This is a genomic window from Qipengyuania qiaonensis (assembly GCF_019711515.1).
In the GTDB taxonomy this organism is placed as follows: domain Bacteria; phylum Pseudomonadota; class Alphaproteobacteria; order Sphingomonadales; family Sphingomonadaceae; genus Qipengyuania; species Qipengyuania qiaonensis.
This window is the reverse complement of sequence record NZ_JAIGNO010000001.1, coordinates 543,899-565,217: the sequence shown is the minus strand read 5'-3', so window position 1 is coordinate 565,217 and position 21,319 is coordinate 543,899. Positions and strand designations below refer to the sequence as shown.

At 58.4% G+C, this 21,319-nt stretch carries 17 protein-coding genes; 13 read left to right on the top strand and 4 right to left on the bottom strand.

What is annotated here, in order from left to right; all coding sequences use genetic code 11:
• Positions 1-11: 11 nt before the first annotated feature.
• On the bottom strand, positions 12-1,610 hold the full coding sequence (locus tag K3174_RS02730) for an isocitrate lyase (protein WP_221555347.1): 1,599 nt from the start codon (positions 1,608-1,610) through the stop codon (positions 12-14).
• A gap of 148 nt (positions 1,611-1,758) precedes the next feature.
• Between K3174_RS02730 and K3174_RS02725 the strand changes: the two genes are divergently transcribed.
• The 7 genes from K3174_RS02725 (at position 1,759) to K3174_RS02695 (ending at position 11,301) form a co-directional block, all read left to right on the top strand.
• Positions 1,759-3,141 (top strand): helix-turn-helix domain-containing protein, encoded by a 1,383-nt coding sequence (locus K3174_RS02725; RefSeq protein WP_221555346.1) that lies wholly within the window; start codon positions 1,759-1,761, stop codon positions 3,139-3,141.
• 84 nt (positions 3,142-3,225) lie between these two features.
• Complete coding sequence (locus K3174_RS02720) at positions 3,226-3,519, top strand: hypothetical protein (RefSeq protein ID WP_221555345.1); 294 nt, start codon at positions 3,226-3,228, stop codon at positions 3,517-3,519.
• Positions 3,520-3,654: 135 nt separating this feature from the next.
• Positions 3,655-5,040: a TIGR03013 family XrtA/PEP-CTERM system glycosyltransferase gene (locus K3174_RS02715; protein WP_221555344.1), complete on the top strand. Its 1,386-nt coding sequence runs from the start codon at positions 3,655-3,657 to the stop codon at positions 5,038-5,040.
• Positions 5,037-7,148, top strand: coding sequence for an XrtA/PEP-CTERM system histidine kinase PrsK (gene prsK, locus K3174_RS02710; protein ID WP_247711816.1), 2,112 nt, complete (start codon positions 5,037-5,039; stop codon positions 7,146-7,148). Before K3174_RS02715 ends, prsK begins: the two co-directional genes overlap by 4 nt.
• On the top strand, positions 7,148-8,515 hold the full coding sequence (prsR, locus tag K3174_RS02705; RefSeq protein WP_221555343.1) for a PEP-CTERM-box response regulator transcription factor: 1,368 nt from the start codon (positions 7,148-7,150) through the stop codon (positions 8,513-8,515). Before prsK ends, prsR begins: the two co-directional genes overlap by 1 nt.
• Positions 8,499-10,259 carry a tetratricopeptide repeat protein gene (locus K3174_RS02700; protein WP_221555342.1) on the top strand — a complete coding sequence of 587 codons (1,761 nt, stop codon included), beginning with the start codon at positions 8,499-8,501 and terminating at the stop codon, positions 10,257-10,259. The genes prsR and K3174_RS02700 overlap by 17 nt, the downstream gene beginning before the upstream one ends.
• A gap of 40 nt (positions 10,260-10,299) precedes the next feature.
• Entirely contained in the window at positions 10,300-11,301 is a 1,002-nt protein-coding gene (locus tag K3174_RS02695) for a bile acid:sodium symporter family protein (RefSeq protein ID WP_221555341.1), read from the top strand.
• Here the strand turns inward: K3174_RS02695 and K3174_RS02690 are convergent.
• Positions 11,234-12,301: a DUF475 domain-containing protein gene (locus tag K3174_RS02690; protein WP_221555340.1), complete on the bottom strand. Its 1,068-nt coding sequence runs from the start codon at positions 12,299-12,301 to the stop codon at positions 11,234-11,236. The two genes, K3174_RS02695 and K3174_RS02690, sit on opposite strands and share 68 nt — an antisense overlap.
• 18 nt (positions 12,302-12,319) lie before the next feature.
• Entirely contained in the window at positions 12,320-13,192 is an 873-nt protein-coding gene (gene panB / locus K3174_RS02685; RefSeq protein ID WP_221555339.1) for a 3-methyl-2-oxobutanoate hydroxymethyltransferase, read from the bottom strand.
• 129 nt (positions 13,193-13,321) lie between these two features.
• On the opposite strand from panB, the gene K3174_RS02680 reads away from it, so the two are divergent.
• Together K3174_RS02680 and K3174_RS02675 are read left to right on the top strand one after the other, a co-directional pair.
• Positions 13,322-14,752 carry a sodium-dependent transporter gene (locus tag K3174_RS02680; RefSeq protein WP_221555338.1) on the top strand — a complete coding sequence of 477 codons (1,431 nt, stop codon included), beginning with the start codon at positions 13,322-13,324 and terminating at the stop codon, positions 14,750-14,752.
• A 100-nt stretch (positions 14,753-14,852) separates the two neighbouring features.
• Positions 14,853-16,427: an amino acid permease gene (locus K3174_RS02675; protein ID WP_221555337.1), complete on the top strand. Its 1,575-nt coding sequence runs from the start codon at positions 14,853-14,855 to the stop codon at positions 16,425-16,427.
• A gap of 65 nt (positions 16,428-16,492) precedes the next feature.
• Here the strand turns inward: K3174_RS02675 and K3174_RS02670 are convergent, their stop codons facing one another.
• The gene (locus K3174_RS02670; protein ID WP_221555336.1) at positions 16,493-16,978 is read right to left on the bottom strand and encodes a pyridoxamine 5'-phosphate oxidase family protein; all 486 of its coding nucleotides are present in this window, start codon (positions 16,976-16,978) and stop codon (positions 16,493-16,495) included.
• A gap of 198 nt (positions 16,979-17,176) precedes the next feature.
• On the opposite strand from K3174_RS02670, the gene K3174_RS02665 reads away from it, so the two are divergent.
• The 4 genes from K3174_RS02665 (at position 17,177) to K3174_RS02650 (ending at position 21,318) form a co-directional block, all read left to right on the top strand.
• On the top strand, positions 17,177-18,421 hold the full coding sequence (locus K3174_RS02665) for a putative DNA modification/repair radical SAM protein (protein ID WP_221555335.1): 1,245 nt from the start codon (positions 17,177-17,179) through the stop codon (positions 18,419-18,421).
• Positions 18,418-19,872, top strand: a complete 1,455-nt coding sequence (locus K3174_RS02660; protein ID WP_221555334.1) for a UdgX family uracil-DNA binding protein — start codon at positions 18,418-18,420, stop codon at positions 19,870-19,872. The genes K3174_RS02665 and K3174_RS02660 overlap by 4 nt, the downstream gene beginning before the upstream one ends.
• Before the next feature lie 88 nt (positions 19,873-19,960).
• Positions 19,961-20,596, top strand: a complete 636-nt coding sequence (locus K3174_RS02655) for a LysE family translocator (protein ID WP_221555333.1) — start codon at positions 19,961-19,963, stop codon at positions 20,594-20,596.
• Complete coding sequence (locus tag K3174_RS02650; protein ID WP_221555332.1) at positions 20,593-21,318, top strand: extensin-like domain-containing protein; 726 nt, start codon at positions 20,593-20,595, stop codon at positions 21,316-21,318. Before K3174_RS02655 ends, K3174_RS02650 begins: the two co-directional genes overlap by 4 nt.
• Position 21,319 lies beyond the last annotated feature (1 nt).

The following is a 21,319-nucleotide window of genomic DNA, read 5'->3' as shown; positions in this document are numbered from 1 at the left end:
CTCTCTCTCCTTTACGCAGCGGCGAACTGGTTCATGGTGTTGTCCTTGCCGCCGGCCTTCAGGGCCGCTTCGCCGGCAAAGTACTCCTTGTGGTCGTCACCGATATCGGATCCGGCCATGTTCTGGTGCTTCACGCAGGCGATACCCTGGCGGATCTCCTCGCGCTGGACGTTCTTGACGTAGCCAAGCATGGCCTGCTCGCCGAAATATTCGCGGGCGAGGTTGTCGGTGCTCAGCGCAGCCGTATGATAGGTCGGCAGTGTGATCAGGTGGTGGAAGATTCCGGCGCGTTTTGCGGCATCGGCTTGGAAAGTGCGGATCTTCTCGTCGGCCTCGACGGCGAGTTCGGTGCCATCGTAATCGACGCTCATCAGCTTGTCGCGATCGTAGGCGGAGACGTCCTTTCCAGCTTTCGCCCAGCCGTCGTAGACTTGCTGGCGGAAATTGAGCGTCCAGTTGAAGCTGGGCGAGTTGTTGTAGACCAGCTTGGCGTTCGGGATCACTTCGCGAACCCGGTCGACCATGCCCGCGATCTGCTCGATATGCGGCTTTTCCGTTTCGATCCACAGCAGGTCGGCGCCGTTCTGGAGCGAAGTGATGCAGTCGAGCACGCAGCGATCTTCGCCGGTCCCGGCACGGAACTGATAGAGGTTCGAAGGCAGACGCTTCGGCGCCATGAGCTTGCCGTCGCGGCTGATGAAGACCTGGCCATTGGTGATATTGGTGGGCTCTACTTCTTCGCAATCGAGGAAGCTGTTGTACTGATCGCCGAGATCGCCCGGTTCGGTCGAGAAGGCGATCTGTTTGGTCAGACCGGCGCCGAGACTGTCGGTCCGGGCAACGATGATGCCATCGGGAACACCGAGTTCGAGGAAGGCGTAACGGATGGCACGGATCTTCTGCAGGAAGTCTTCATGCGGAACGGTTACCTTGCCGTCCTGGTGACCGCACTGCTTTTCGTCCGACACCTGGTTTTCGATCTGCAGCGCGCAGGCGCCGGCTTCGATCATCTTCTTGGCAAGCAGGTAAGTCGCCTCGGCATTGCCGAAGCCGGCATCGATATCGGCGATGATCGGGACGACATGTGTCTGATGTTCGTCGATCTCCTTCAGAAGACGATGAGTGTTGACTGCATCGCCTACAGCCTTCGCGTCGTCGAGCTGGCGGAATAGGCCACCGAGTTCGCGAGCATCTGCCTGCTTGAGGAATGTGTAGAGTTCGCCGATCAGCGCGGGCACCGAGGTCTTTTCGTGCATCGACTGGTCGGGCAGCGGACCGAACTCGCTGCGCAGTGCGGCAACCATCCATCCCGACAGGTAGAGGTAACGGCGCTTCGTATTGCCAAAGTGCTTTTTGATCGAGATCATCTTCTGCTGGGCGATGAAGCCGTGCCAGGTGCCGAGCGATTGCGTGTAGTTCGCCGGGTCACGGTCATAGGCTTCCATGTCCTCGCGCATGATCTTTGCAGTGTAGCGTGCGATGTCGAGCCCCGTGCGGAAGCGGTTCTGGACGACCATGCGCGCGGCACTTTCGGCGTCGATCGCACCCCACGGCGCGCCGTTGGCTGCGATGGTTTCGTTCAGTTCGTTGATCCGGGCCGAATAGGTCACGGGGATACTCCTTGTCGTGTCGAGGCGTCATCGCCTGGACCCTTTGTGACGGGATAATACGGCGACCGACAGGAAAATTTACAAAAATTCTTGTCTAGAAGGCATGCTAAAAGCTAATGAGCGTGTAAACTCGTAAAGAAAGTTACAAATGGCGGATGAAGCTCTTTTTGCTGGACCTGCAATCCGTAGACTGCGCAAGCGCGAGGGGCTGACTCAAGCCGGCACGGCCGCGCGGCTAGATATCTCGCCTAGCTATCTCAATTTGATCGAGCGCAACCAGCGACCCGTCAGCGCGCGGGTGATGATGCGCCTGGTCGAACAATTCGATTTCGACCCGCGTTCGCTTCGCGAGGACGAGGCAATCGGCGGGGTCGATGGACTTGCACGTCGTTTCGCCGACGAGCGATTCGTCGATTTGGGCGTCGATCGCGAAGAGCTGCAGGAATTTCTCTCAGCCGCTCCCCAAGCAGCGGCGGCCTTCGTCCGTCTCTACGATAATGCCGGTGCTGCAGTACCCGAAGCCGACGATCCGCTCGCGGCTTCGCGGCGTGAGATCGAGCGATGGCGCAACCATTTCGCCGATCTGGACATGGCTGCGGAAGAACTGGCCGACGAAATGCGCCTATCGCGCGCCGATATCGGTATCGCCCTGGCGGAACGCCTGCGCGAAAGACACCAACTATCTGTGCGGATATTGCCAAGGGAGGTCATGCCCGACAGTTTGCGGCGCCTCGATCTCCATGCACGGCAGGTCCAGCTGTCCGAGATGATGAGTATTCCTTCGCGAAATTTTCAGCTCGCACTCCAGCTCGCCCAGCTCGAGTTTTCGGACGCCATTGACGCTGTCGCGAAAGGGGCCAAGTTCGAGGACGAGGCTGCACGTTCTCTGTTTGCGCGGCATTTGACCGGCTATGTCGCTGCGGCCCTGATTATGCCGTATGGTCGTATTCTACGCGCTTGCGAAGCTACAGGATATGACTTGCCCGTGCTCGAGCGTCGGTTCGGCGTAAGTTTCGAACAATTGGCGCATCGTCTCACTACGCTCCAGCGCGTTGGTCAAAGAGGTCTGCCATTTTTTATGGTGCGGCTCGACCGGGCCGGGCAGTTCTCAAAGACATTCACCGGAGCCAGCACCGCGCGCTTCGTCGAATCCGATAAGAGCTGCCCGCTTTGGCATGCTCATAGGGCGTTCGATCGCGCCGGTGAGTTGCAGGTACAGTTTGTCTCGCTCGACAATTCTGGCGATCGCGACGGAGGCTGGCTGACCATGTCCCGGACTGTCGAGGGCACCGGGGCGCCGGGCGAGGCGCAGTTCGTGATCGCTGTGGGGATCGAAGCCGTACTCGCAACAGAACTTGCCCAAGCGCGAGGCGTGTCATTGCGCCCCGACGACGCTCAGCCGATCGGGCCAGGATGCACGCGTTGCCATCGCATACGTTGCAATCAGCGGTCGTTGCCGCCCATCGGTCGCAAGCTCGTCTTCGACACGATCCGACGTGGGATCACGCCGTTCGAGTTTGCTCAGGGTTAACCATCAATCGGTGTCATTTGCGGAACCGCCCTGAGGTCGTGGGCGTTTTTGGCCGCATAAACTCCGTCGCAGGGAAGGAATGACATGACAGAAGAACGCATAACCGAAACCACCGATGCAGCCGGGAATACCCATACAACCCACACCGTAGTCTCGGATGGCGGTAACCGTGGTGGCGGCACGAATTGGGCAATGCTCTTGCTCGTGCTGGTCGTCGCCATAGTGGGGATATTCTTCCTCACTCAGATGAACAACGCCGAAGTCGCCAAGGACAACGCAATTGCGGGTGCTGCCGATCAAGTCGGCGAAGCAGCCGGCCAGGTCGGCGAAGCTGCCCAGAATGCCGGAGAAGCGGTGGAGGACGCCGTCAACAATTGATCGATCGAGAAAGCGTGAGAGGGCGATGCACTTGGCGGCGCGTCGCCCTTCGAACGTGAGTGTAAAGTTTACCGACGGTTCATCCCTTTCTGCTAGTCAAGGATTCCGACACTAGCAACTCGTGAGCCGGACCGGATGATCCGCCTGTTCAAGCACTACATTTCATACAATGTAGTGCTGCTATCAGCGATAGACCTCGTTCTGCTCTTTTTGGCGGGTGAAGCGGCGTGGCGTTTGAGGGTTACGCAAATCGGGGTGAGCGTCGGCAAGTTCTCCGATCGCGCGTTCGAGCTGGGAGGCTTTGTCGGCGTTGTCTGGCTGGCCATGATCGCGGTCGGAACATATGGGCCCGAGGCGCTCCGCTCTATCCGCTTCGCAACCGCACGGCTCTTGGTTGCCGTAAGTCTGGGCGTGCTGGCGATTTCGCTGATGAATTTCGTTCTGCCCGGTTCGGCCCTTTGGCGGTCCGTGCTGCTTTACGCCATGGGCATGGCAGTCGTTCTTCTGGTCGCCAATCGCCTTCTGGCTGGACGGATGCTAGGAGCGGATGCATTTCGAAGAACGATTCTCGTTCTCGGCTCCGGCAGACGCGCTGAGCGGCTCCTGCGATTGTCGCAGCGTGACGAAAGCGGCTTTGCTGTCGGTGCATTCGTCGCAATGGGCGACAGCGCGAACACCATCGAAACGGCTGTTCCGCGCTCATCAATCGCCGATCTCGGCAAGTTTGTGGAGCGGCTTGGCGCCACAGAGGTGGTACTGGCTCTGGAGGAGCGACGCAATTCACTACCACTCAAAGACTTGCTTCGGATCAAGACGAAGGGTGTGCATGTTAACGATTTTTCCAGCTTTCTTGAGCGTGAACTGGGTCGGGTAGATCTCGATACGCTCAATCCTAGTTGGCTGATCTTCTCAGACGGTTTCTCTGCGGGAAGGCGGCTGTCGAGCGTTGCCAAACGTGCGTTCGATGTCGTTGCAAGCCTGTTCTTACTTGTCGTTGGCCTTCCGCTTATTGCGATCTTTGCGGCACTGGTGAAGTTGGAGACTAAGGGGCCGGCATTTTTCAGGCAGACACGCGTCGGTCTTTACGGACAGCCGTTCACCCTGATCAAATTGCGTTCGATGCGCACGGATGCGGAAGCCGCTGGTGCAAAATGGGCGGAGAAAGACGATCCACGGATCACTCGCGTCGGGCGACTGATCCGCAAGGTACGGATCGACGAGCTGCCACAGGTTTGGAGCGTTCTGAAGGGTGAGATGAGCTTCGTCGGACCGCGGCCCGAAGTGCCGGCGTTCGTGGGCGATCTGGAACTCGAGCTGCCTTTTTATGCGGAACGCCACGTTGTCAAACCCGGCATAACCGGTTGGGCGCAGATCAATTACCCCTATGGCGCAAGCATCGAAGATGCACGGCACAAGCTGGAATACGACCTTTACTACGCCAAAAACTACACACCCTTTCTCGACATTCTGATCTTGCTACAGACGGCAAGAGTGATCCTCTGGCCAGAGGGTGCCAGATGATGCTCTGGATCGCGACCCTTTCCTATGTCGGCTATTCCGCGGGTGCCATCGTCTGCGCTCTGGCGGCGATCTGGGTTGGCGGCAGAGGCGACGAAACCAGAAATGATCGCACCCCGGCCGTTGTCGCGTTGGCCTTAACTGCAAACTGGTGTTTTGCCGCGGCCAGTTTCGAACCGGGTAAACCGATCGTAGAGCTTGCGGAAATCTCACGCAATCTTGCCTGGCTGTTCCTGTTGTTTCGGCTGTTCGCCAACGACGGACGCGATGAGACGCTGCGACTGGTCCGCCCGGTAGTATTCGCGCTTGTCTTCGTGGAAGGCTTGCAGTTGGCGTTGCTGCTTATCGCTCGTCAGCACGCGGGCGCCGCCGAACTGTCCGCCCCGATACTCGAAACCGCAACGCTGTTTCGAGTTATGGTCGCGGTGGGCGCGCTCGTATTGCTGCACAATCTTTATGTCGGGGCAGCAGTGTCCTCGCGACAGATCCTGCGCTGGAATGTCGCGGCGCTTGCAGTGCTATGGGCCTTCGATCTCAACTATTTTACCATCGCCTACATCACGGCCGCAGTTCCGATCGAACTCGATGCGCTACGCGGCTGGGCAGCAGCAATCTTTGCCGTGCCATTTGCGATGGGCTTCAATCGCAAATCGTCGGGGCTAGAATTCCGACCATCTCGCACGGCTACTTTTCGCTTTCTCTCCTTGCTGGTTATCGGCACTTATCTCGCCGTCATGCTCGCGCTTGCGCGTTCGCTCGATATGCTAACGGGCGACCTTACACGAATGACGCAGGTCGGGTTGGTCATCGCAGCGGGAGCCTTGGCGTTGATCTGGCTCCCTTCGGACCATCTACGAGGTTGGCTGCGGGTCACGGCGATCAAGCATCTGTTCAAGCACCGGTACGACTACCGCAACGAATGGATCAGGTTTACCCATACGATCGGCACCACCGGCTTCGACAACTCCGCGTTGCAGGAGCGGTTGGTTAAGGCGCTCGCCGACATTACCGACAGTCCTGCCGGTATTCTGCTGGTCCCGGAGGAAGACGGCACACTCGAACTTGCGGCAAAGTGGCGTTGGCCGTCGGTCGTCGTTCCCGGGAGAGCCGCACCAGCCCAACTGGGCGAACTTCTCGAACGCAGCGAGTTGATCGTTGCGTTCGACGAACTGCGCGAGGGCGTCGATCATCATGGCGAACAAGCGCTGGTGCCCGATTGGATGCGCGACAACCTCAATACATGGGCGGCGGTGCCGTTACTCCATTTCGACCGCCTCGTCGGACTGGTAGTCCTGTCACGCCCACTGGTCGAGCGCGAGCTGGACTGGGAAGACTTCGATCTCCTGACGGTCGTCGGTCGTCAGGTGGCGAGTTACCTTGCCGAGCAGGCCGGACAGGCGGCACTGCTGGAGGCTGGAAGGTTCGACGAATTCAATCGCCGCATGTCTTTTGTCATGCATGACATCAAGAACCTGTCCAGCCAGATGTCGCTATTGCTGCGCAATGCGGAGCGACACGCCGACAAGCCGGAATTTCAGAAAGACATGCTCGTTACTGTGCGAAGCAGCGCGGAAAAGCTCAATACTCTGCTCGCCCGCCTCGGACGGTATGGTGCGCCGGAGCCTCAGAAGGTGCATCGGTTCGATCTGGCCGACGCTGCGCGTCAAGTGGCCGGGAAGTTGGGTCGGCTGCATCCTGTGGCAGTCTTGCGGTCGGAGTCGGTGACGGTTGAGGGCAACCCGGAAGCGCTGGATCAGGCATTGGTTCATCTGATCCAGAACGCCATCGACGCCAGCGAACCGAATAGTCCCGTGATCTTGGAAGCCTACAGCGATGGAGTATCGGGGATAATGCAGGTGATCGACAACGGTCGCGGCATGTCGCCGCAATTTCTGCGCAACAGTCTCTACAAGCCGTTCATATCCTCCAAGGCCGGAGGCTTCGGCATAGGTGCTTTCGAAGCTCGCGAACTCGTTAGGGCGATGGGCGGGCGCCTGGATGTGGAATCACGCGAAGGATTGGGAACCCGATTTGTGGTCAGGCTGCCATTGGAGTCGGCAACGAGGATCATCGAACGAGGCAGGAAAGCTCGGGAAGACGAGGTCGTATAATGGCGCAATCCAAGCCCAAGCTGCTGATCGTCGAAGACGATGAGGGTCTCCAGGCTCAACTCAAATGGGCGTATGAAGATTTTGAGGTAGTAATCGCGGGAACACGGGAAGCTGCTCTTGCAGCGTTGCGATCGGAGGAGCCTGCGGTGGTCACACTAGACCTCGGCTTGCCTCCAGATCCCGACGGGACGACCGAGGGTTTTGCGGTTCTAGAAGCCATCATGGCCATCAAACCGGACACAAAGGTGATCGTGGCATCGGGTCATGGCGCGCGTGAAAGTGCGCTAAAAGCTGTCGAACAAGGCGCCTATGACTTCTATCAGAAACCCGTAGATATCGACACGCTCGGACTGATCGTTCAGCGCGCCTATCGGCTACATCAGATCGAAACCGAAAACCGCCGCCTCGCCGAGAAAGTCGGTGAGGATCGAACGGTCCTGGGATCGATGGTTACTGCAGCTCCCGAAATGGCGAAGGTTGCAAGAACTATCGAGCGGGTAGCCCCGACCAATGTCTCTGTGATGCTGCTGGGTGCGAGCGGCACCGGCAAGGAATTGCTTGCTCGGGGGGTGCACGATTGCAGCGATCGTGGGTATGGTGCCTTCATTGCGATCAATTGCGCGGCCATCCCTGAAAACCTGCTCGAAAGCGAACTGTTCGGACACGAAAAGGGTGCTTTTACCGGTGCGGTCAAGATGACCGAGGGCAAAATCGAACTTGCCGATGGGGGAACGCTTTTTCTCGACGAGGTGGGCGATATTCCGCTGTCGCTGCAAGTAAAACTCCTGCGGTTCCTGCAGGAACGTACGATCGAGCGTATCGGCGGACGCAAGCCGATACCGGTAGACACCCGGATCGTCTGCGCAACCCACCAGAACCTCGAATCGATGATTTCGGAAGGCACATTTCGCGAGGATTTGTTCTATCGTCTGGCGGAAATCGTGGTGAAAGTGCCAACGCTGGCCGAGCGGGCAGGAGATGCGATACTTTTGGCCAAGCATTTCCTCGCCCGATTTGCCGACGAGATGAATCCGCGTCTGAAAGGTTTCACCCCCGATGCCCTTGCTGCGATAGACGGTTGGGACTGGCCCGGGAATGTGCGTGAGCTTGAAAATCGGGTGAAGCGGGCGGTCATCATGGCTGATGGGAAGATGGTTTCCGCCGAGGATCTTGATCTCGCATCGACCAAAGCGGACGGTGGCGATATCGCCTTGAACCTCAAGGCTGCGAGAGAGCAGGCTGACCGGCGCATGATAAGGCAGGCACTTGCTCGCAGCGAAGGGAACATCTCGAATACAGCCAAGCTGCTCGGCATCAGTCGTCCGACACTGTACGATCTGCTCAAACAATATGATCTGCAGGCGTAACCTGACGAACGCAGCGGCGCTGACAATCACCTGCTTCGTGCTTGGTGCATGTGATCAGTCAGAGGCCAGTTCGTCGTCGATCGAGAAGGCGCAGATCGAACTGACCAACGGGAACGCGTTTTCCGCGAAGTTCTATCTCGACCGGGCGCTCGAAGAGGGACAGCCCCGGCGCGACTTGGCGATATTTTTCGCCGAGGCTGCGCTGATCGATGGAGACCTGGAAACCGCGCGAGACTGGCTCGAGCAGGAAGAGTTCCCATACGACATGCAGGCGGATCGCTTGCAGCTGCTGGGACGGCTGGAAATGATGGAAGGCGACCTTCGAGGCGCGGCACGGGCCTTTGATCGTTCTTACCAGATCGATCCTGAAAACGCTGCTTTATGGGTCGATATCGGGTATTTGCGCTATCGCGGCGGCGAGCAGATCGAAGCCATCGAGGCTGTCGATCATGCGCTTGAAATCGATCCGACCAGCGGCGCTGCATGGCTGTTCCGTGGTCAGCTTGCGCGGGATGCCCAAGGTGCGGAAACTGGTGCCCGTATTTTCCGCAAAGCACTTGCGCGCCAACCAGCCAACACGGCTTTGCGGGTGGAATATGCCGCTACACTCGGTGACGCGGGGCGGGCAAAAGAGGCACTTCAAGTTCTCAGGGCGGGCGAGGGCAGGGCCGCGTCGACGCCCAAGGGACTTTTTTTGCAGTCGGTCATTGCTGCCCGTGGCGGGAATATCCGTTTGGCGCGTGATCTGTTTGTGCGTTCAGAGGGGCCCCAGAAAAGCTCTCCGGCAGCTCAACTCCTGTCGGCAATCATCGACCTGGAGGAAGGGAACTACGCCAGCGCAGCACAGACACTAGACCGGCTGTCGGCCGTTCAGCCCGACAATCGTCGGGTGCGCGATTTGCTCGCCTACGCACTGTCCCGCAGCGGTGGCGAACTTGAGCTGGTGCGTCGTTTCGCAGGTTCTGCCGCCGGAAGTGATGGCTCGGCTTATTTGCGGGCTTTGGTCGGTCGATCCTACGAAACGCTGGGAGAACGAGAGCTCGCTGCGGTCTTTCTCGACCTCGCATCTATTGACCAATCGGATCTGTCGGTCCTTGCCGGTGCTCGATCCGTCGATGTCCTGGCTGGCTCCGGTCCAATGGATGGGTTGGAAACACGCGATTATGTGCGCAACGCAATAGCCCGCGATGAAACGACGGCCAGCGTCGGACGAGCCAGAGGTTTCGCGCGGCGTTTTCCCGGGTCTGCAGATGCTTTCGCCATACTCGGGGATGCCGAACTGGCCGAGGGAAATAGACGCGCCGCGCGGGCGGCCTATGAACGGTCCGCTCGGATTAGGCGGTCATGGCCGCTTACGCTTCGACTTGTCAGAGCCCAGGATAGCAGCACAGACGCGCGACGATTGCTCGAGACGTTCGTGCAAGGCGATCCGATGAATGGAGAGGCCGCGGCTCGCCTGGCTGACGCTGCGGCGGCGAAAGGCGATTGGGCGAAGGCAGTGCTATTGCTTGACCACGCGATGGAACTTGGCATGGGTCAGGTGCCGTGGGTGCTGGCAGCACGCAGCATTGCAGCGCGCCAGCTAGATGACCCCGACACTGCACTGCAGTTCGCATTGGCTGCGCATGAGTTGCAACCTATGAGCCCCTTGGCGATTTCAGCATTGATAGCGGCTTTGCCTGCAGACGAAGCTGAAACCCGCGAAGAGCTCGAAACGAAACTCGAATCGTTGACGCAGGGGTGAAGCGCTCGACACGTGCCGGCTACCGCGGCAGGGAAAATCCATGACAGTACGAACCATCTGGGTCGATCCGATGCTGCGTATGCTCGTCGCGGCAATCGCCATCGCCGCATTGGCACCAGCAACAGGAGAGGCGCGAAGTGTTGCCCAGATCGTTGCCAATACCGCGATATTCACCCTCTTTCTGCTCAACGGAATGAGAATTGCCCGGCGTGAAATTATCGCAGGGATTGCCAACTGGCGCTTTCTTGTTCCGCTTGTTGTATGGGTTTTCGGTGCGATGGCCTTGGCGGGGCTAGCCCTGGCCTCGCTGGGCAGCGGCTGGCTCACTCCATCGGTTGCTATCGGTTTCCTGTATCTCGGGACTTTGCCTTCGACGGTGCAGTCGGCGACCTCCTACACTTCTTTGGCAGGGGGGAATGTAGCATTGTCGGTAGTCGGTGCCGCACTGCTTAATATCCTGGGTGTTTTCGTTACCGTCCCGGTCTTTCTTGCACTCGGCGGGATTGGCAGCGGTGCGGTGGGTGCCAACGTAGCGATCAAGATTATTCTTTTGCTGATCCTGCCGTTCGCCTTGGGGCAGGCGCTGCAAGGCGTTGCCGGTACATTGATCGAAAAGCATAAGCCAAAGATCGTTTGGGTCGATCGTTTCGCAATCTCGGCTGCAATTTACGTCGCTTTCTCGGGCGCGGTAGAACAGGACATCTGGTCGCGTATCGATGGGCTGGACTGGGCCATGATCGGAATGCTGGTCACCCTGTTTCTCCTTATCGGCAATTTGGGCGCATGGATGGCAGGTGGTATCCTCAGGCTCGAACGTCCGGACCGGATCGCGTTCCTTTTTGCAGGCGCACAGAAAAGTGCGGCGGTCGGTGCGCCGCTGGCGACAATCCTTTTTCCTCCGGCCGAGGCGGGATTCATTGTGATAGCGCTGTTGCTCTATCACTTTTTCCAGCTGGTCGTTGCAGCCCCGATTGCTAATCGGCTGGCAGAACACTCGCTTCGGGATGCCGTCGATTATAACGTACCGACCACCAGAAGCTGAGCCCGATCAGTATAGCGCCGATCAAGCCGGTAATCGTTTCGGGGATGTGGACCTTTGCCGACATCAGCATGATCGCACCGAGGACAATGATTGCCCAGAAAGCGCCGTGCTCGAGAAAACGATAGGCAGCCAGCGTTCCCTGCCGAACCAGATGGATCGTCATCGACCGAACGAACATCGCACCGATTGAAAGCCCCAGTGCAATTACGATCATGTTGTTTGACAGCGCGAACGCTCCGATGACTCCGTCGAAGCTGAAACTGGCATCGAGTACATTGAGATAGAGGAAGCCGCCGAGCCCGCTGCGTACGACCGCGCCCTGGAGTTTGGCCGCCTGCTCTTTCATTTCGAGTATCGCATTGACCCCTTCGACGGCGATAAAGGTCACCAGCCCCAAGATTCCCGCGACAAGGAAGGTCAGGGCATCGGCAGGTTCGAGCGTGGTGGAAATGCCCCACATTACGAGCAGCAGAAGGGCAATTTCCGCCGCGGGTAGGGCGGCAAACCTAGCCAGATTCTTCTCGATTATCGATATCCAGTGAATTTCTTTGTCGAGGTCGAAAAAGAACTTCAGGCCGACCATGGCAAGGAAAGCTCCACCGAAACCGGCGATGCCGACATGAGCGGACGAAACGATGCGTTCGTATTCCCGTGGGTCGTTGAGCGAGAGATTCACGGTTTCGATCGGCCCAAGGCCAGCCGCGATCGCGACGACGGCGAGCGGAAAAACAATACGCATCCCGAACACTGCAAAGGCAATGCCCCAGGTCAGGAAGCGTCGTTGCCATACCTCGTCCATTTCCTTTAGGACCGAGGCATTGACCACGGCATTGTCGAAGCTCAGCGACACCTCCAGCACCGACAGGACCACGACGATCCACAATAGCGATAATGTGCCGGGGATCGAGTTCGTGCTCGACCAACCATACCACACCCCGAGCGCGAGGCAGATCAGTGTGAAAATGAACGAAAAGCCGTAAAAGCGCCAGAACGTTGCCATGATAGGGTGACCCTGAATTCAGCGCTTGGGCTGGTAGGTCTGATCCGCAGTCGGGAAGCTGCGAGCACGAACCTCTTCAGCATATTGTGCGACAGTCTTTTCGATGACGCTCGCAATATCTTCGTACTTCTTGACGAAGCGCGGTACGCGTTCGAACATTCCCAACATGTCTTCGGTGACGAGGACCTGTCCGTCGCATTGGGCCGAGGCACCAATACCGATCGTGGGGCAGGAAACCGCTTTGGTTGCCTCGATCGCGATGGGTTCGAGCACGCCTTCCAGCACGATGGCGAAAGCTCCGGCATCATCGAGCGCCTTTGCATCGCCTACGATCTTCTGCGCTTCGGCATCGTCGCGTCCCCGTGCCGCGTAGCCGCCGAGCACGTTGACGGCCTGAGGGGTAAGGCCAACGTGTCCCATCACCGGTATGCCGCGCTGATTGAGGAAGGATACGGTTTCGGCCATCTGCTCGCCGCCCTCGAGCTTCACTGCGGCTGCGCCCGACTGCTTCAACAGGAAAGTAGCACTTTCGAATGCCTGCTGCGGCGATTGTTCGTAGGAACCGAACGGCATGTCGACCACTACAACCGAATGATAGCTGCCCCGGACTACGGCGGCCGCGTGGTTGGCCATCATGTCGAGTGTCACGGGAATGGTGGTTGGTAGCCCGTAAATGACTTGCGCCAACGAATCTCCGACCAGAAGGATGTCGCAATGCGCATCGAGCAGCTGCGCTTGACGCGCCGTATAGGCGGTCAACATGACCAACGGCTCTCGCGTTTGACCTTCCGCCTTGTGTGAACGAATCTTGGGCACCGTCAGCCGCTTCATCGGCTGCGGTGTAGGATTGGCTCGGCTGGTGCTCGTATCGAGCTGAAACGTCGTCGACATGCCCGCTCACTAGCAAGCGTGTGAACGTTGGCAAAGCGAAGCTTGGAATTCCTCGGATTTACGTGTCTAAGGACGCACGTTTGAGAGGCGCGGCTAAAGAAAGCTGCGGTCCGGGAGGTATAATTCGTAATGGTCGCTACCACTTCGACGGGCGAGGGTTGGTCCTCGCGTTCGGCATTTATTCTGGCCGCAATCGGCGCTGCCGTGGGGCTTGGAAATATCTGGCGTTTTCCGACTCTTGCAGGAGAAAGCGGGGGCGGCGCATTCGTAATCTTCTACATCGCCTGTGTTTTCCTGTTGGGTTTGCCGTTGGTTCTGTCCGAAATTTTTATCGGAAGAGTGGGCCAGACCGATGCGGTGGGATCGATCCGTCGCGTGTCAGCGCAATCAAAGGCTTCACCGAACTGGTCGATATTCGGCGCTATCGGGGCGCTCGCAGCATTCCTGATCGTATCGTTCTATTCTGTCGTCGCCGGCTGGGTGCTATATTATGCTGGCGTAATGGGCGGCGATCTCGTGCAGGCTATCATGGCCGGCGATCCGTTCCGAGGCGCACTGGCAGGCGAAAGTCAGAGTCAGATTCAGCAACGGCTGGGCGACATGTTCGCCAGCCCCGGCTTGCTACTGGCAATGCACCTCGTCTTTATGGGTCTCACTCTTTACATAGTGGCGCGCGGCGTGAGCTCGGGGATTGAAAAAGCGGCGACCTATCTCATGCCGATGTTTTTCGTCCTACTGGTCGGGTTGGTGATCTACGGTGCAGTAGAAGGCGATATCGGTGACGCCATCGCCTTCCTGTTTACGCCCGATTGGTCGAAATTGACCCCTCAGGTAATGAATTCGGCTCTAGGCCAAGCGCTATTCTCCCTTTCGCTAGGAGTTGCAGGGCTGATAACCTACGGGTCCTACATCAAGGAGGGTAGCGGTCTGGGACCAACTTCAGCCCTCATAGCAGTAGCGGATACGTGCGTCGCTTTACTGGCTGGCTTGATGATTTTCCCGATTGTTTTTGCGGTCGGCCTAGATCCTGCCGCCGGGCCGACACTGGTCTTTCAAACGCTGCCATTTGCCTTCCAGACCATGCCGGGAGGTGCGCTGTTTGCTTTTCTGTTCTTCGTCCTCATCCTGGTCGCAGCCGTGACCAGTTCCATTTCGCTTCTCGAAGTCCCGACCGCATGGGGCATCGGTGAGCGCGGCTGGAGCCGACCAAAATCGGCGCTGATATTCGGCACCGGTGCGTTCGTCGTCGGAATTGCGTGCCTGCTGGGTTACAACATATGGTCCGACGTCCGCCCGTTGGGGTTCTGGAGCCTGTTCGCCGAAACCGATATTCTCGATACGGTCGATGGGTTTACCGGCAAGGTGATGCTGCCTGTCGGTGCTCTGCTGACATCGATTTTCATCGGCTGGAAGGCTGACGAAAACCTGCTGCGGGCAACCACCGGCCTGTCGCCACTTGCGTTCAGCCTGTGGCGCTTCCTGATCGCCTGGCTCTGCCCTATCGCGGTTGCAATCATCCTGGCGACTGGTTTGTTTCCGGCAATTCTGGGTGGTCAGTAAGGATTCCGCTTTTCCAGCGTCGAATTAGCAACTATTCGCAAAGCTTCCGGCTGGCGGAGCAGGGTAGTCCTGCGGCGGGCCTGGGGAGGCCGAAGGCCGAATGATTTTCGACAGGGTGAAGCCGCTGGATGCAATTCTGGCGGTTGCTGAGAAAAAGTCGCTCAAGCGTTCGCTTGGCGGCATACAATTGATGTTGTTCGGCATTGGCTGCATTATCGGTACAGGGATTTTCGTACTTACTGCGGCTGGTGCGCAGAAAGCGGGACCCGGCCTGATGCTCGCATTCGCCATCGCGGGGGCGGTCTGCATCGTCGCTGCGCTGTGCTATGCGGAAATTGCAGCTACGGTACCCGTCTCGGGTTCGGCGTATACCTACACCTACGCCACCATGGGTGAATTTCTGGCATGGACAGTAGGCTGGGCGCTGGTTCTTGAATACGCGATTGCTGCCAGTGCAGTATCGGTGGGCTGGTCCGGCTATTTCGTCGGGACCATTCTCAACGAGACTTTAGGCATTTCCTTGCCTGCATGGTTGTCTGCCGGGCCCTTGGCGCTTGGCGGGGCCGAAGGCGGGTTAATCAACTTGCCGGCTTTCATTATCGCTCTCCTGATCACCGGTCTCTTGATGATTGGTACCAGCGAGAGTGCCAAATTCAATGCCGTGCTGGTAGCGATCAAAGTTACGGCGCTGACTGCATTCATAGCGCTGACGCTTTCTAGCCCCGCCTTCGACGCCAATCAGTTCAATCCATTCCTGCCGGCTGGTGTCTTTGGTGGCTTCGGCACTGGTGTCGGCGCCGTCGGGGCAGCGGCGACAATTTTCTTTGCCTATGTTGGCTTCGATGCGGTCTCGACGGCTGCGGAAGAAACCAAAGATCCCCAACGCAACGTTCCGTTCGGATTGGTGGGTTCGTTGTTGTTCTGCACAATCTTCTACATCTTCGTCGCGGCGGGAGCGATCGGGACGATTGGAGGGCAGCCAATCATGGGCCCCGGAGGGATACCGTTCCCGGCAGGATCGGAAGAGCTCGCGCGTCAGTGCGCATTGCCTGAACATGTCGACGCGCTGGTCTGCTCGAATGAAGCTCTGGCGCACGTGCTGCGCCAGATTGGGTGGTCCCGAGTCGGAAATCTGCTTGGCATCGCCGCGTTTCTCGCCTTGCCTTCTGTGATTCTCGTGCTGCTCTTCGCACAGACGCGTATCTTCTTCGTCATGAGCCGCGACGGCTTGTTGCCTGAATTTCTGAGCAAGGTGCATCCGCGCTGGCACACGCCTCATGTGGTGACGGCGTTGACCGGCTTTGTCGTCGCCGTGGGTGCCGCCTTTTTCCCGGTCGGGCAACTGGCCGACATCGCCAATGCCGGCACGCTCTATGCTTTTCTCATGGTTGCGGTGGCAGTCATGGTTTTGCGGCGGAGGCGGCCTGATGTGCCCCGGCGATTTCGGGTCAAGGGGTTGTGGTTTGTGGGCCCCGCGACGGTCCTGGGTTGTCTGTTCCTCTTCCTGAATTTGCCAATCGATGCGATGCTGGTCCTTCCACTTTGGACCGCTCTCGGGCTTCTGGTGTATTTCGGCTACGGTCGCAGCCGGAGTCATCTGGGCCGCGGAACTGTGGAAGTCGTCGATGATGTCGCGGGAGAAGAGACGGCGATACCGATTGCTCCGCCAAGGTAGATGGCATGGCAACCACGGACAAGGGCCGCTTCCTATCGGCAGCGGCCCTTGGTACTGAAACATGACTAAAGGTCGACCGTATCGACGTGGTGTTTTTCAGCCTCGTCATGCACGGTCATACCGAGCGCCATTTTCGCCGTGTTGAGCAAGCCGATATCACTTTCCCATATTTCAGCGCTGTCCAGATCCATTCGCAGAAACAGTAGGTCAGGATCGTCCTTGCCGCCATCGTACCATGCCTCGACGAAATTGTTCCAGAATTGATCGAACCGTGCCTGGCTGATCTCTTTCACTAGCGTTCCGTCGAAGCGGGCGAACATGTCGTGACCCTTGCCTTCGAAAGTTGCGGTCACCGGACCAAGCCTGGCAAAATCGCTCTTGGTGTGAGTGAAGAACCAGATGGCGCTGTTCGCATCCTTGTCGAGTTGCGGGCTCATGGGCACTGCGCTCGAACTGTTGTCCTTCAATTGCAGGAAAAGATAAGGGCTGTCAGCCAGTGCCTGCCAAAATTTCTTCTTGAGTTCCTGAGGGTTTCCTTGGGCTTCTTTCATGGATTGGCTCCTCACATACGCTACATACCACCAATGGTCTGGCCGGTGCTTTGCTCCCGCGCTGTGCGTTGTTGAGAGATCTGGGAGCGCCGAGCGGACACGATCGGCTACCAAGCGTTCCGAAGAGCATCTCTGTCATAAGCTGCCGATACATCATTCGATATTGGCAGTGCATCAATTGGAACATATAAAGAACGAATGCCTGCGCAAACTGTCTTGCAGAAACTGGAAATTTTGGCGGACGCTGCCAAGTACGATGCTTCCTGTGCGTCTTCCGGGACTGCCAAGCGCAATTCGCTGGGTGGGAAGGGCATTGGCTCGACGGAAGGAATGGGCATTTGCCATGCCTACGCGCCTGATGGCAGATGTATCTCGCTGCTGAAGATTTTATTGACCAATCATTGTGTTTTCGACTGCCACTACTGCGTTAATCGCAAGAGTTCGAACGTAGTCCGCGCGCGGTTCACGCCGCAGGAGGTGGTGGACCTCACACTCGCCTTCTACCGGCGCAATTACATCGAAGGGCTGTTTCTGTCCTCGGGTATCGTGAAGAACTCGAGCTACACCATGGAGCAGCTCGTGGAAGTTGCGCGTATCCTGCGAGACGAGCATGATTTCCGCGGATACATCCATCTCAAGACCATTCCCGAGGCAGATCCTGAGATTGTTCATCAGGCAGGGCTCTATGCCGACCGGATTTCGATCAATGTCGAACTGCCGACCGATAGCGGGCTCACCCGCCTCGCTCCCGACAAGAATGGCCGCCAGATCGAGGGGGCAATGGGGAAGGTCAGGAACGACATCGTAGAGTTGAAAGATGCCTGCAAACGCTTCAGGCACGCGCCGCGCTTCGCGCCGGCGGGCCAGTCGACACAGATGATTGTCGGTGCCGATGCCGCGACCGATGCGGATATCGTCGGGAAGGCGAGCAGCCTGTACACCGCCTTCAACTTACGTCGTGTCTATTACAGCGCTTTTTCCCCTATCCCTGATGCGAGCGCCGTGCTGCCGCTCAAACGTCCGCCTCTGATCCGGGAGCATCGGCTATACCAGTCCGACTGGCTTATGCGCTTCTACGGCTACAAGCCGACCGATGTGATGGAGGCTACCGAAGCGGATGGAAACCTGCCACTCGACATCGATCCCAAACTGGCTTGGGCGCTGAAGTTTCGTGACCAGTTTCCGGTCGATGTAAACCGGGGCACGAAAGAGCAGTTGCTACGTGTCCCGGGACTCGGCGTGAAAGCGGTAGGCAATATCCTGACCAGCCGTCGCCATCGGGCGCTGCGGCTCGACGATATTGCACGGCTGACAGTCTCGATCGTCAAGATACGGCCTTTCATCTGCACGGTCGACTGGCGCCCCGTAACGCTTACCGATCGTGCCGATTTGCGCAGTCTCCTGGCCCCCAAGGCCGAGCAGCTGGAGCTGTTTGGCGTATGATTGTAACACCGCTTGCTCGTTCCGATGCTTCCTATCGCGTCGAACTTCCGGCTCCGGACGATTTCGAGTTCTGGCGCGACAAGGCACGGGCTTTGGTGCAATGCGCGATACCGCCCGATCGGATCGCCTGGATCGAACCGGGCGGAATCGGCGATCTCTTCGCTCCCGGGCATGTGCCGCTACCTGTCCCGGCCCCCGATGCGCCGCCCGTACGCGCAAGCAAGCAGTTCCTATCACTTGCAAAGAATGCGATATTACACTCTGATCATAATCGATTTTCTGTACTTTACGACCTCCTGTGGCGCTTGCAGCGCAATGGCCGCCTGCTCGAAGACAAGGCCGACATCGAGGTCCGTCAGATCGAAGAGCTCGCCAAGAATGTCCGTCGCGATAGCCACAAGATGCACGCCTTCGTCCGGTTTCGTTTGGTCGAGACCGACCCGCATGTGTTTGATCAACTAACTACCGATCGATACGTGGCCTGGTTCGAGCCCGAACACCATATCCTGCGCGCAAATGCCGGCTTTTTCGTACGGCGCTTCTCGAACATGCACTGGTCGATCTTGACACCGCGAGGCAGCCTTCATTGGGATGGTACGACGATGTCCGAGGGACCGCCAGCCCAGCGTGCGGATGCGCCGGATGGCGATCCGATGGAAGATCTGTGGCGCAAATATTACGCCTCGATCTTCAACCCGGCGCGATTGAAAGTCGGTGCGATGCTGAAGGAAATGCCGAAGAAATACTGGAAGAACATGCCGGAAGCATCGCTGATTCCCGCACTGGTGGCCGATGCGCAGTCGCGGGAAGCGAAAATGGTCGCGGAAGGTGCGCTGGAATTTGCCGAACGTCCGGAGACACTGGCGGCAATTGACAAGGCGATCCATGTCTGTCGCAAATGCCCGATCGGTCAGCTCGACAATGAGGCGGTGATGGGCGAGGGGCCGCGCAATGCTGCTCTGATGATCGTCGGTGAGCAGCCGGGCGACCAGGAGGATCGAGAAGGTCGCCCGTTCGTCGGACCGGCAGGACAAGTGCTCGACCAGCATCTCCACAAGGCCGGCATCGACCGCGGCACCGCATACGTGACCAACGCAGTAAAGCATTTCAAATTTGTCCAGCGCGGGAAACGGCGGCTCCATCAAAACCCGGGCGCGAAGGAAGTCGATATCTGCCGGTGGTGGATCGAGAGCGAGCGTGCGATCGTGAAGCCAAAGCTGGTGCTGGCCATGGGTGCCAGCGCGGCGCGGGGAATGCTCGGCAAGACGGTGAGCATATCCAAGGTTCGCGGCGCACCTATGACACTCGAGGACGGCAGTGAACTGTGGGTCACCGCGCATCCCTCATACCTCCTGCGGCTCGAAGGGTCGGCTCGCGAGGAACAGGAGCGGCTATTCGCTGCCGATCTGGCTGCAGTTCGCGGCAGACTGGACGAGTTGGCGGAGAACTGATGACAGTTGTTGCGAGTATGCGCGCGCATCCATAAGCAAACTCAAGGATCATTTTCCCGAACCATTACCTGGATTAGGCACCCCGTCGATGATCGATGCCGAGAAGCTCATCGCTTTCGCCCTGGTGACCGCTACGACCAGTCTTGTGCCGGGCCAATCGATGCTATTCGTCCTCGGGCAAACGATCTGGCGCGGTGCACGCTCGGGCTGGGCTGCTCTACTGGGAATGCAGATCGGCTACATCGTGTGGTGGGTGCTGGCTGGTCTTGGCCTCGGCACGCTTGCCGCCGCCTATCCGCTAGCGTTCCGCGTACTGGCCTTTGCAGGGATTGCTTATCTGGCGTGGCTTGGTTTTCAGGCAATCCGCCATTCCTTCCATACCGATGAGGACACGTTCGAACCTGTGCGCCAACCCTCGCGTCACGCTTTTCGCGACGGGATATTCATTGCCGTAGGGAATCCAAAGTCGCTGATCTACATGATCGCCATCATCCCGCCATTCGTCGACGCGCAGTCGCCGGTCGGTCCTCAGATCGTTATTCTTGCAGTCGTGGCGCTGTTCCTCGATCTGCCTATCGGAGGGCTCTATATTGGGGCTGGAAAGCGGCTCGCGCGGATGATGGAAAATAGCGCATCGCGCCGCTGGATCGATCGTGCCATCGGATCGGTTTTTCTGCTGATTTCGGTCGTCATACTGGCCGAATTGCTGGAGAACGGATTGTGAAGCCTGCCATCTCGACGCAGATCGGAAGATTTTCCGGCGATCGACGACTGGTGGTTTTCCTCATAGGCGCTGCTGTCCTGCTGACAGGGCGCGTATGGCTTTCCGAACATCCAGAACATGACCCATGGGCTCCGCTGGACCTGCGCGATCCCACGGGATGGGCGATCGAGGCCAAGCTGCTGGCTCTACGCAACGACATATCGATGTGTCGGGCAGTGCTAGACCGCAGCGATGTGTCGTATCAAGCACTCGAACCTGCCGGGGATGGAGCATGCCGCCGTGAGGATCGTACGCTGCTCAACTCGTTTCCCCTGATACCCGGAACGCCGCCTGTCACCTGCCCTGCTTCCGTAGCGCTATTGCTGTGGGAGCGCGATGTGGTGGCGCCAGCAGCCAAAGCAAAGTTCCGTTCGGAAGTGTCGCGAATAGAGCACCTTGGCGCCTATTCGTGCCGTCGCCTCTACGGTCGGAACTCCGGGCCCTGGAGCGAGCACGCAACGGCAAATGCCATAGATATCGCTGGATTCGTTCTGGAAGACGGCACGCGCATCAGCGTTCTACGCGATTGGACGGGCGGGGGCGACAAGGCGAGCTTTCTGCGCGAAGTTCGCGATGGCGCCTGCAGCAGTTTCGCCACGGTCCTGTCGCCCGACTACAATGCAGCGCATGCCGACCATTTCCATTTCGACATGAGCCCGCGCTGGCGCGGCGTCTGTCGCTAGC

What these genes read in the sequence shown, in the direction of transcription:
- K3174_RS02715 (WP_221555344.1), top strand. Translation starts at nt 3,655, where the DNA reads ATGATCCGCCTGTTCAAGCACTACATTTCATACAATGTAGTGCTGCTA.
- K3174_RS02670 (WP_221555336.1), bottom strand. Translation starts at nt 16,978, where the DNA reads ATGAAAGAAGCCCAAGGAAACCCTCAGGAACTCAAGAAGAAATTTTGG.
- K3174_RS02725 (WP_221555346.1), top strand. Translation starts at nt 1,759, where the DNA reads ATGGCGGATGAAGCTCTTTTTGCTGGACCTGCAATCCGTAGACTGCGC.
- panB (WP_221555339.1), bottom strand. Translation starts at nt 13,192, where the DNA reads ATGTCGACGACGTTTCAGCTCGATACGAGCACCAGCCGAGCCAATCCT.
- K3174_RS02660 (WP_221555334.1), top strand. Translation starts at nt 18,418, where the DNA reads ATGATTGTAACACCGCTTGCTCGTTCCGATGCTTCCTATCGCGTCGAA.
- prsR (WP_221555343.1), top strand. Translation starts at nt 7,148, where the DNA reads ATGGCGCAATCCAAGCCCAAGCTGCTGATCGTCGAAGACGATGAGGGT.
- K3174_RS02720 (WP_221555345.1), top strand. Translation starts at nt 3,226, where the DNA reads ATGACAGAAGAACGCATAACCGAAACCACCGATGCAGCCGGGAATACC.
- K3174_RS02695 (WP_221555341.1), top strand. Translation starts at nt 10,300, where the DNA reads ATGACAGTACGAACCATCTGGGTCGATCCGATGCTGCGTATGCTCGTC.
- K3174_RS02655 (WP_221555333.1), top strand. Translation starts at nt 19,961, where the DNA reads ATGATCGATGCCGAGAAGCTCATCGCTTTCGCCCTGGTGACCGCTACG.
- K3174_RS02690 (WP_221555340.1), bottom strand. Translation starts at nt 12,301, where the DNA reads ATGGCAACGTTCTGGCGCTTTTACGGCTTTTCGTTCATTTTCACACTG.
- K3174_RS02700 (WP_221555342.1), top strand. Translation starts at nt 8,499, where the DNA reads ATGATCTGCAGGCGTAACCTGACGAACGCAGCGGCGCTGACAATCACC.
- K3174_RS02675 (WP_221555337.1), top strand. Translation starts at nt 14,853, where the DNA reads ATGATTTTCGACAGGGTGAAGCCGCTGGATGCAATTCTGGCGGTTGCT.
- prsK (WP_247711816.1), top strand. Translation starts at nt 5,037, where the DNA reads ATGATGCTCTGGATCGCGACCCTTTCCTATGTCGGCTATTCCGCGGGT.
- K3174_RS02665 (WP_221555335.1), top strand. Translation starts at nt 17,177, where the DNA reads ATGCCTGCGCAAACTGTCTTGCAGAAACTGGAAATTTTGGCGGACGCT.
- K3174_RS02680 (WP_221555338.1), top strand. Translation starts at nt 13,322, where the DNA reads ATGGTCGCTACCACTTCGACGGGCGAGGGTTGGTCCTCGCGTTCGGCA.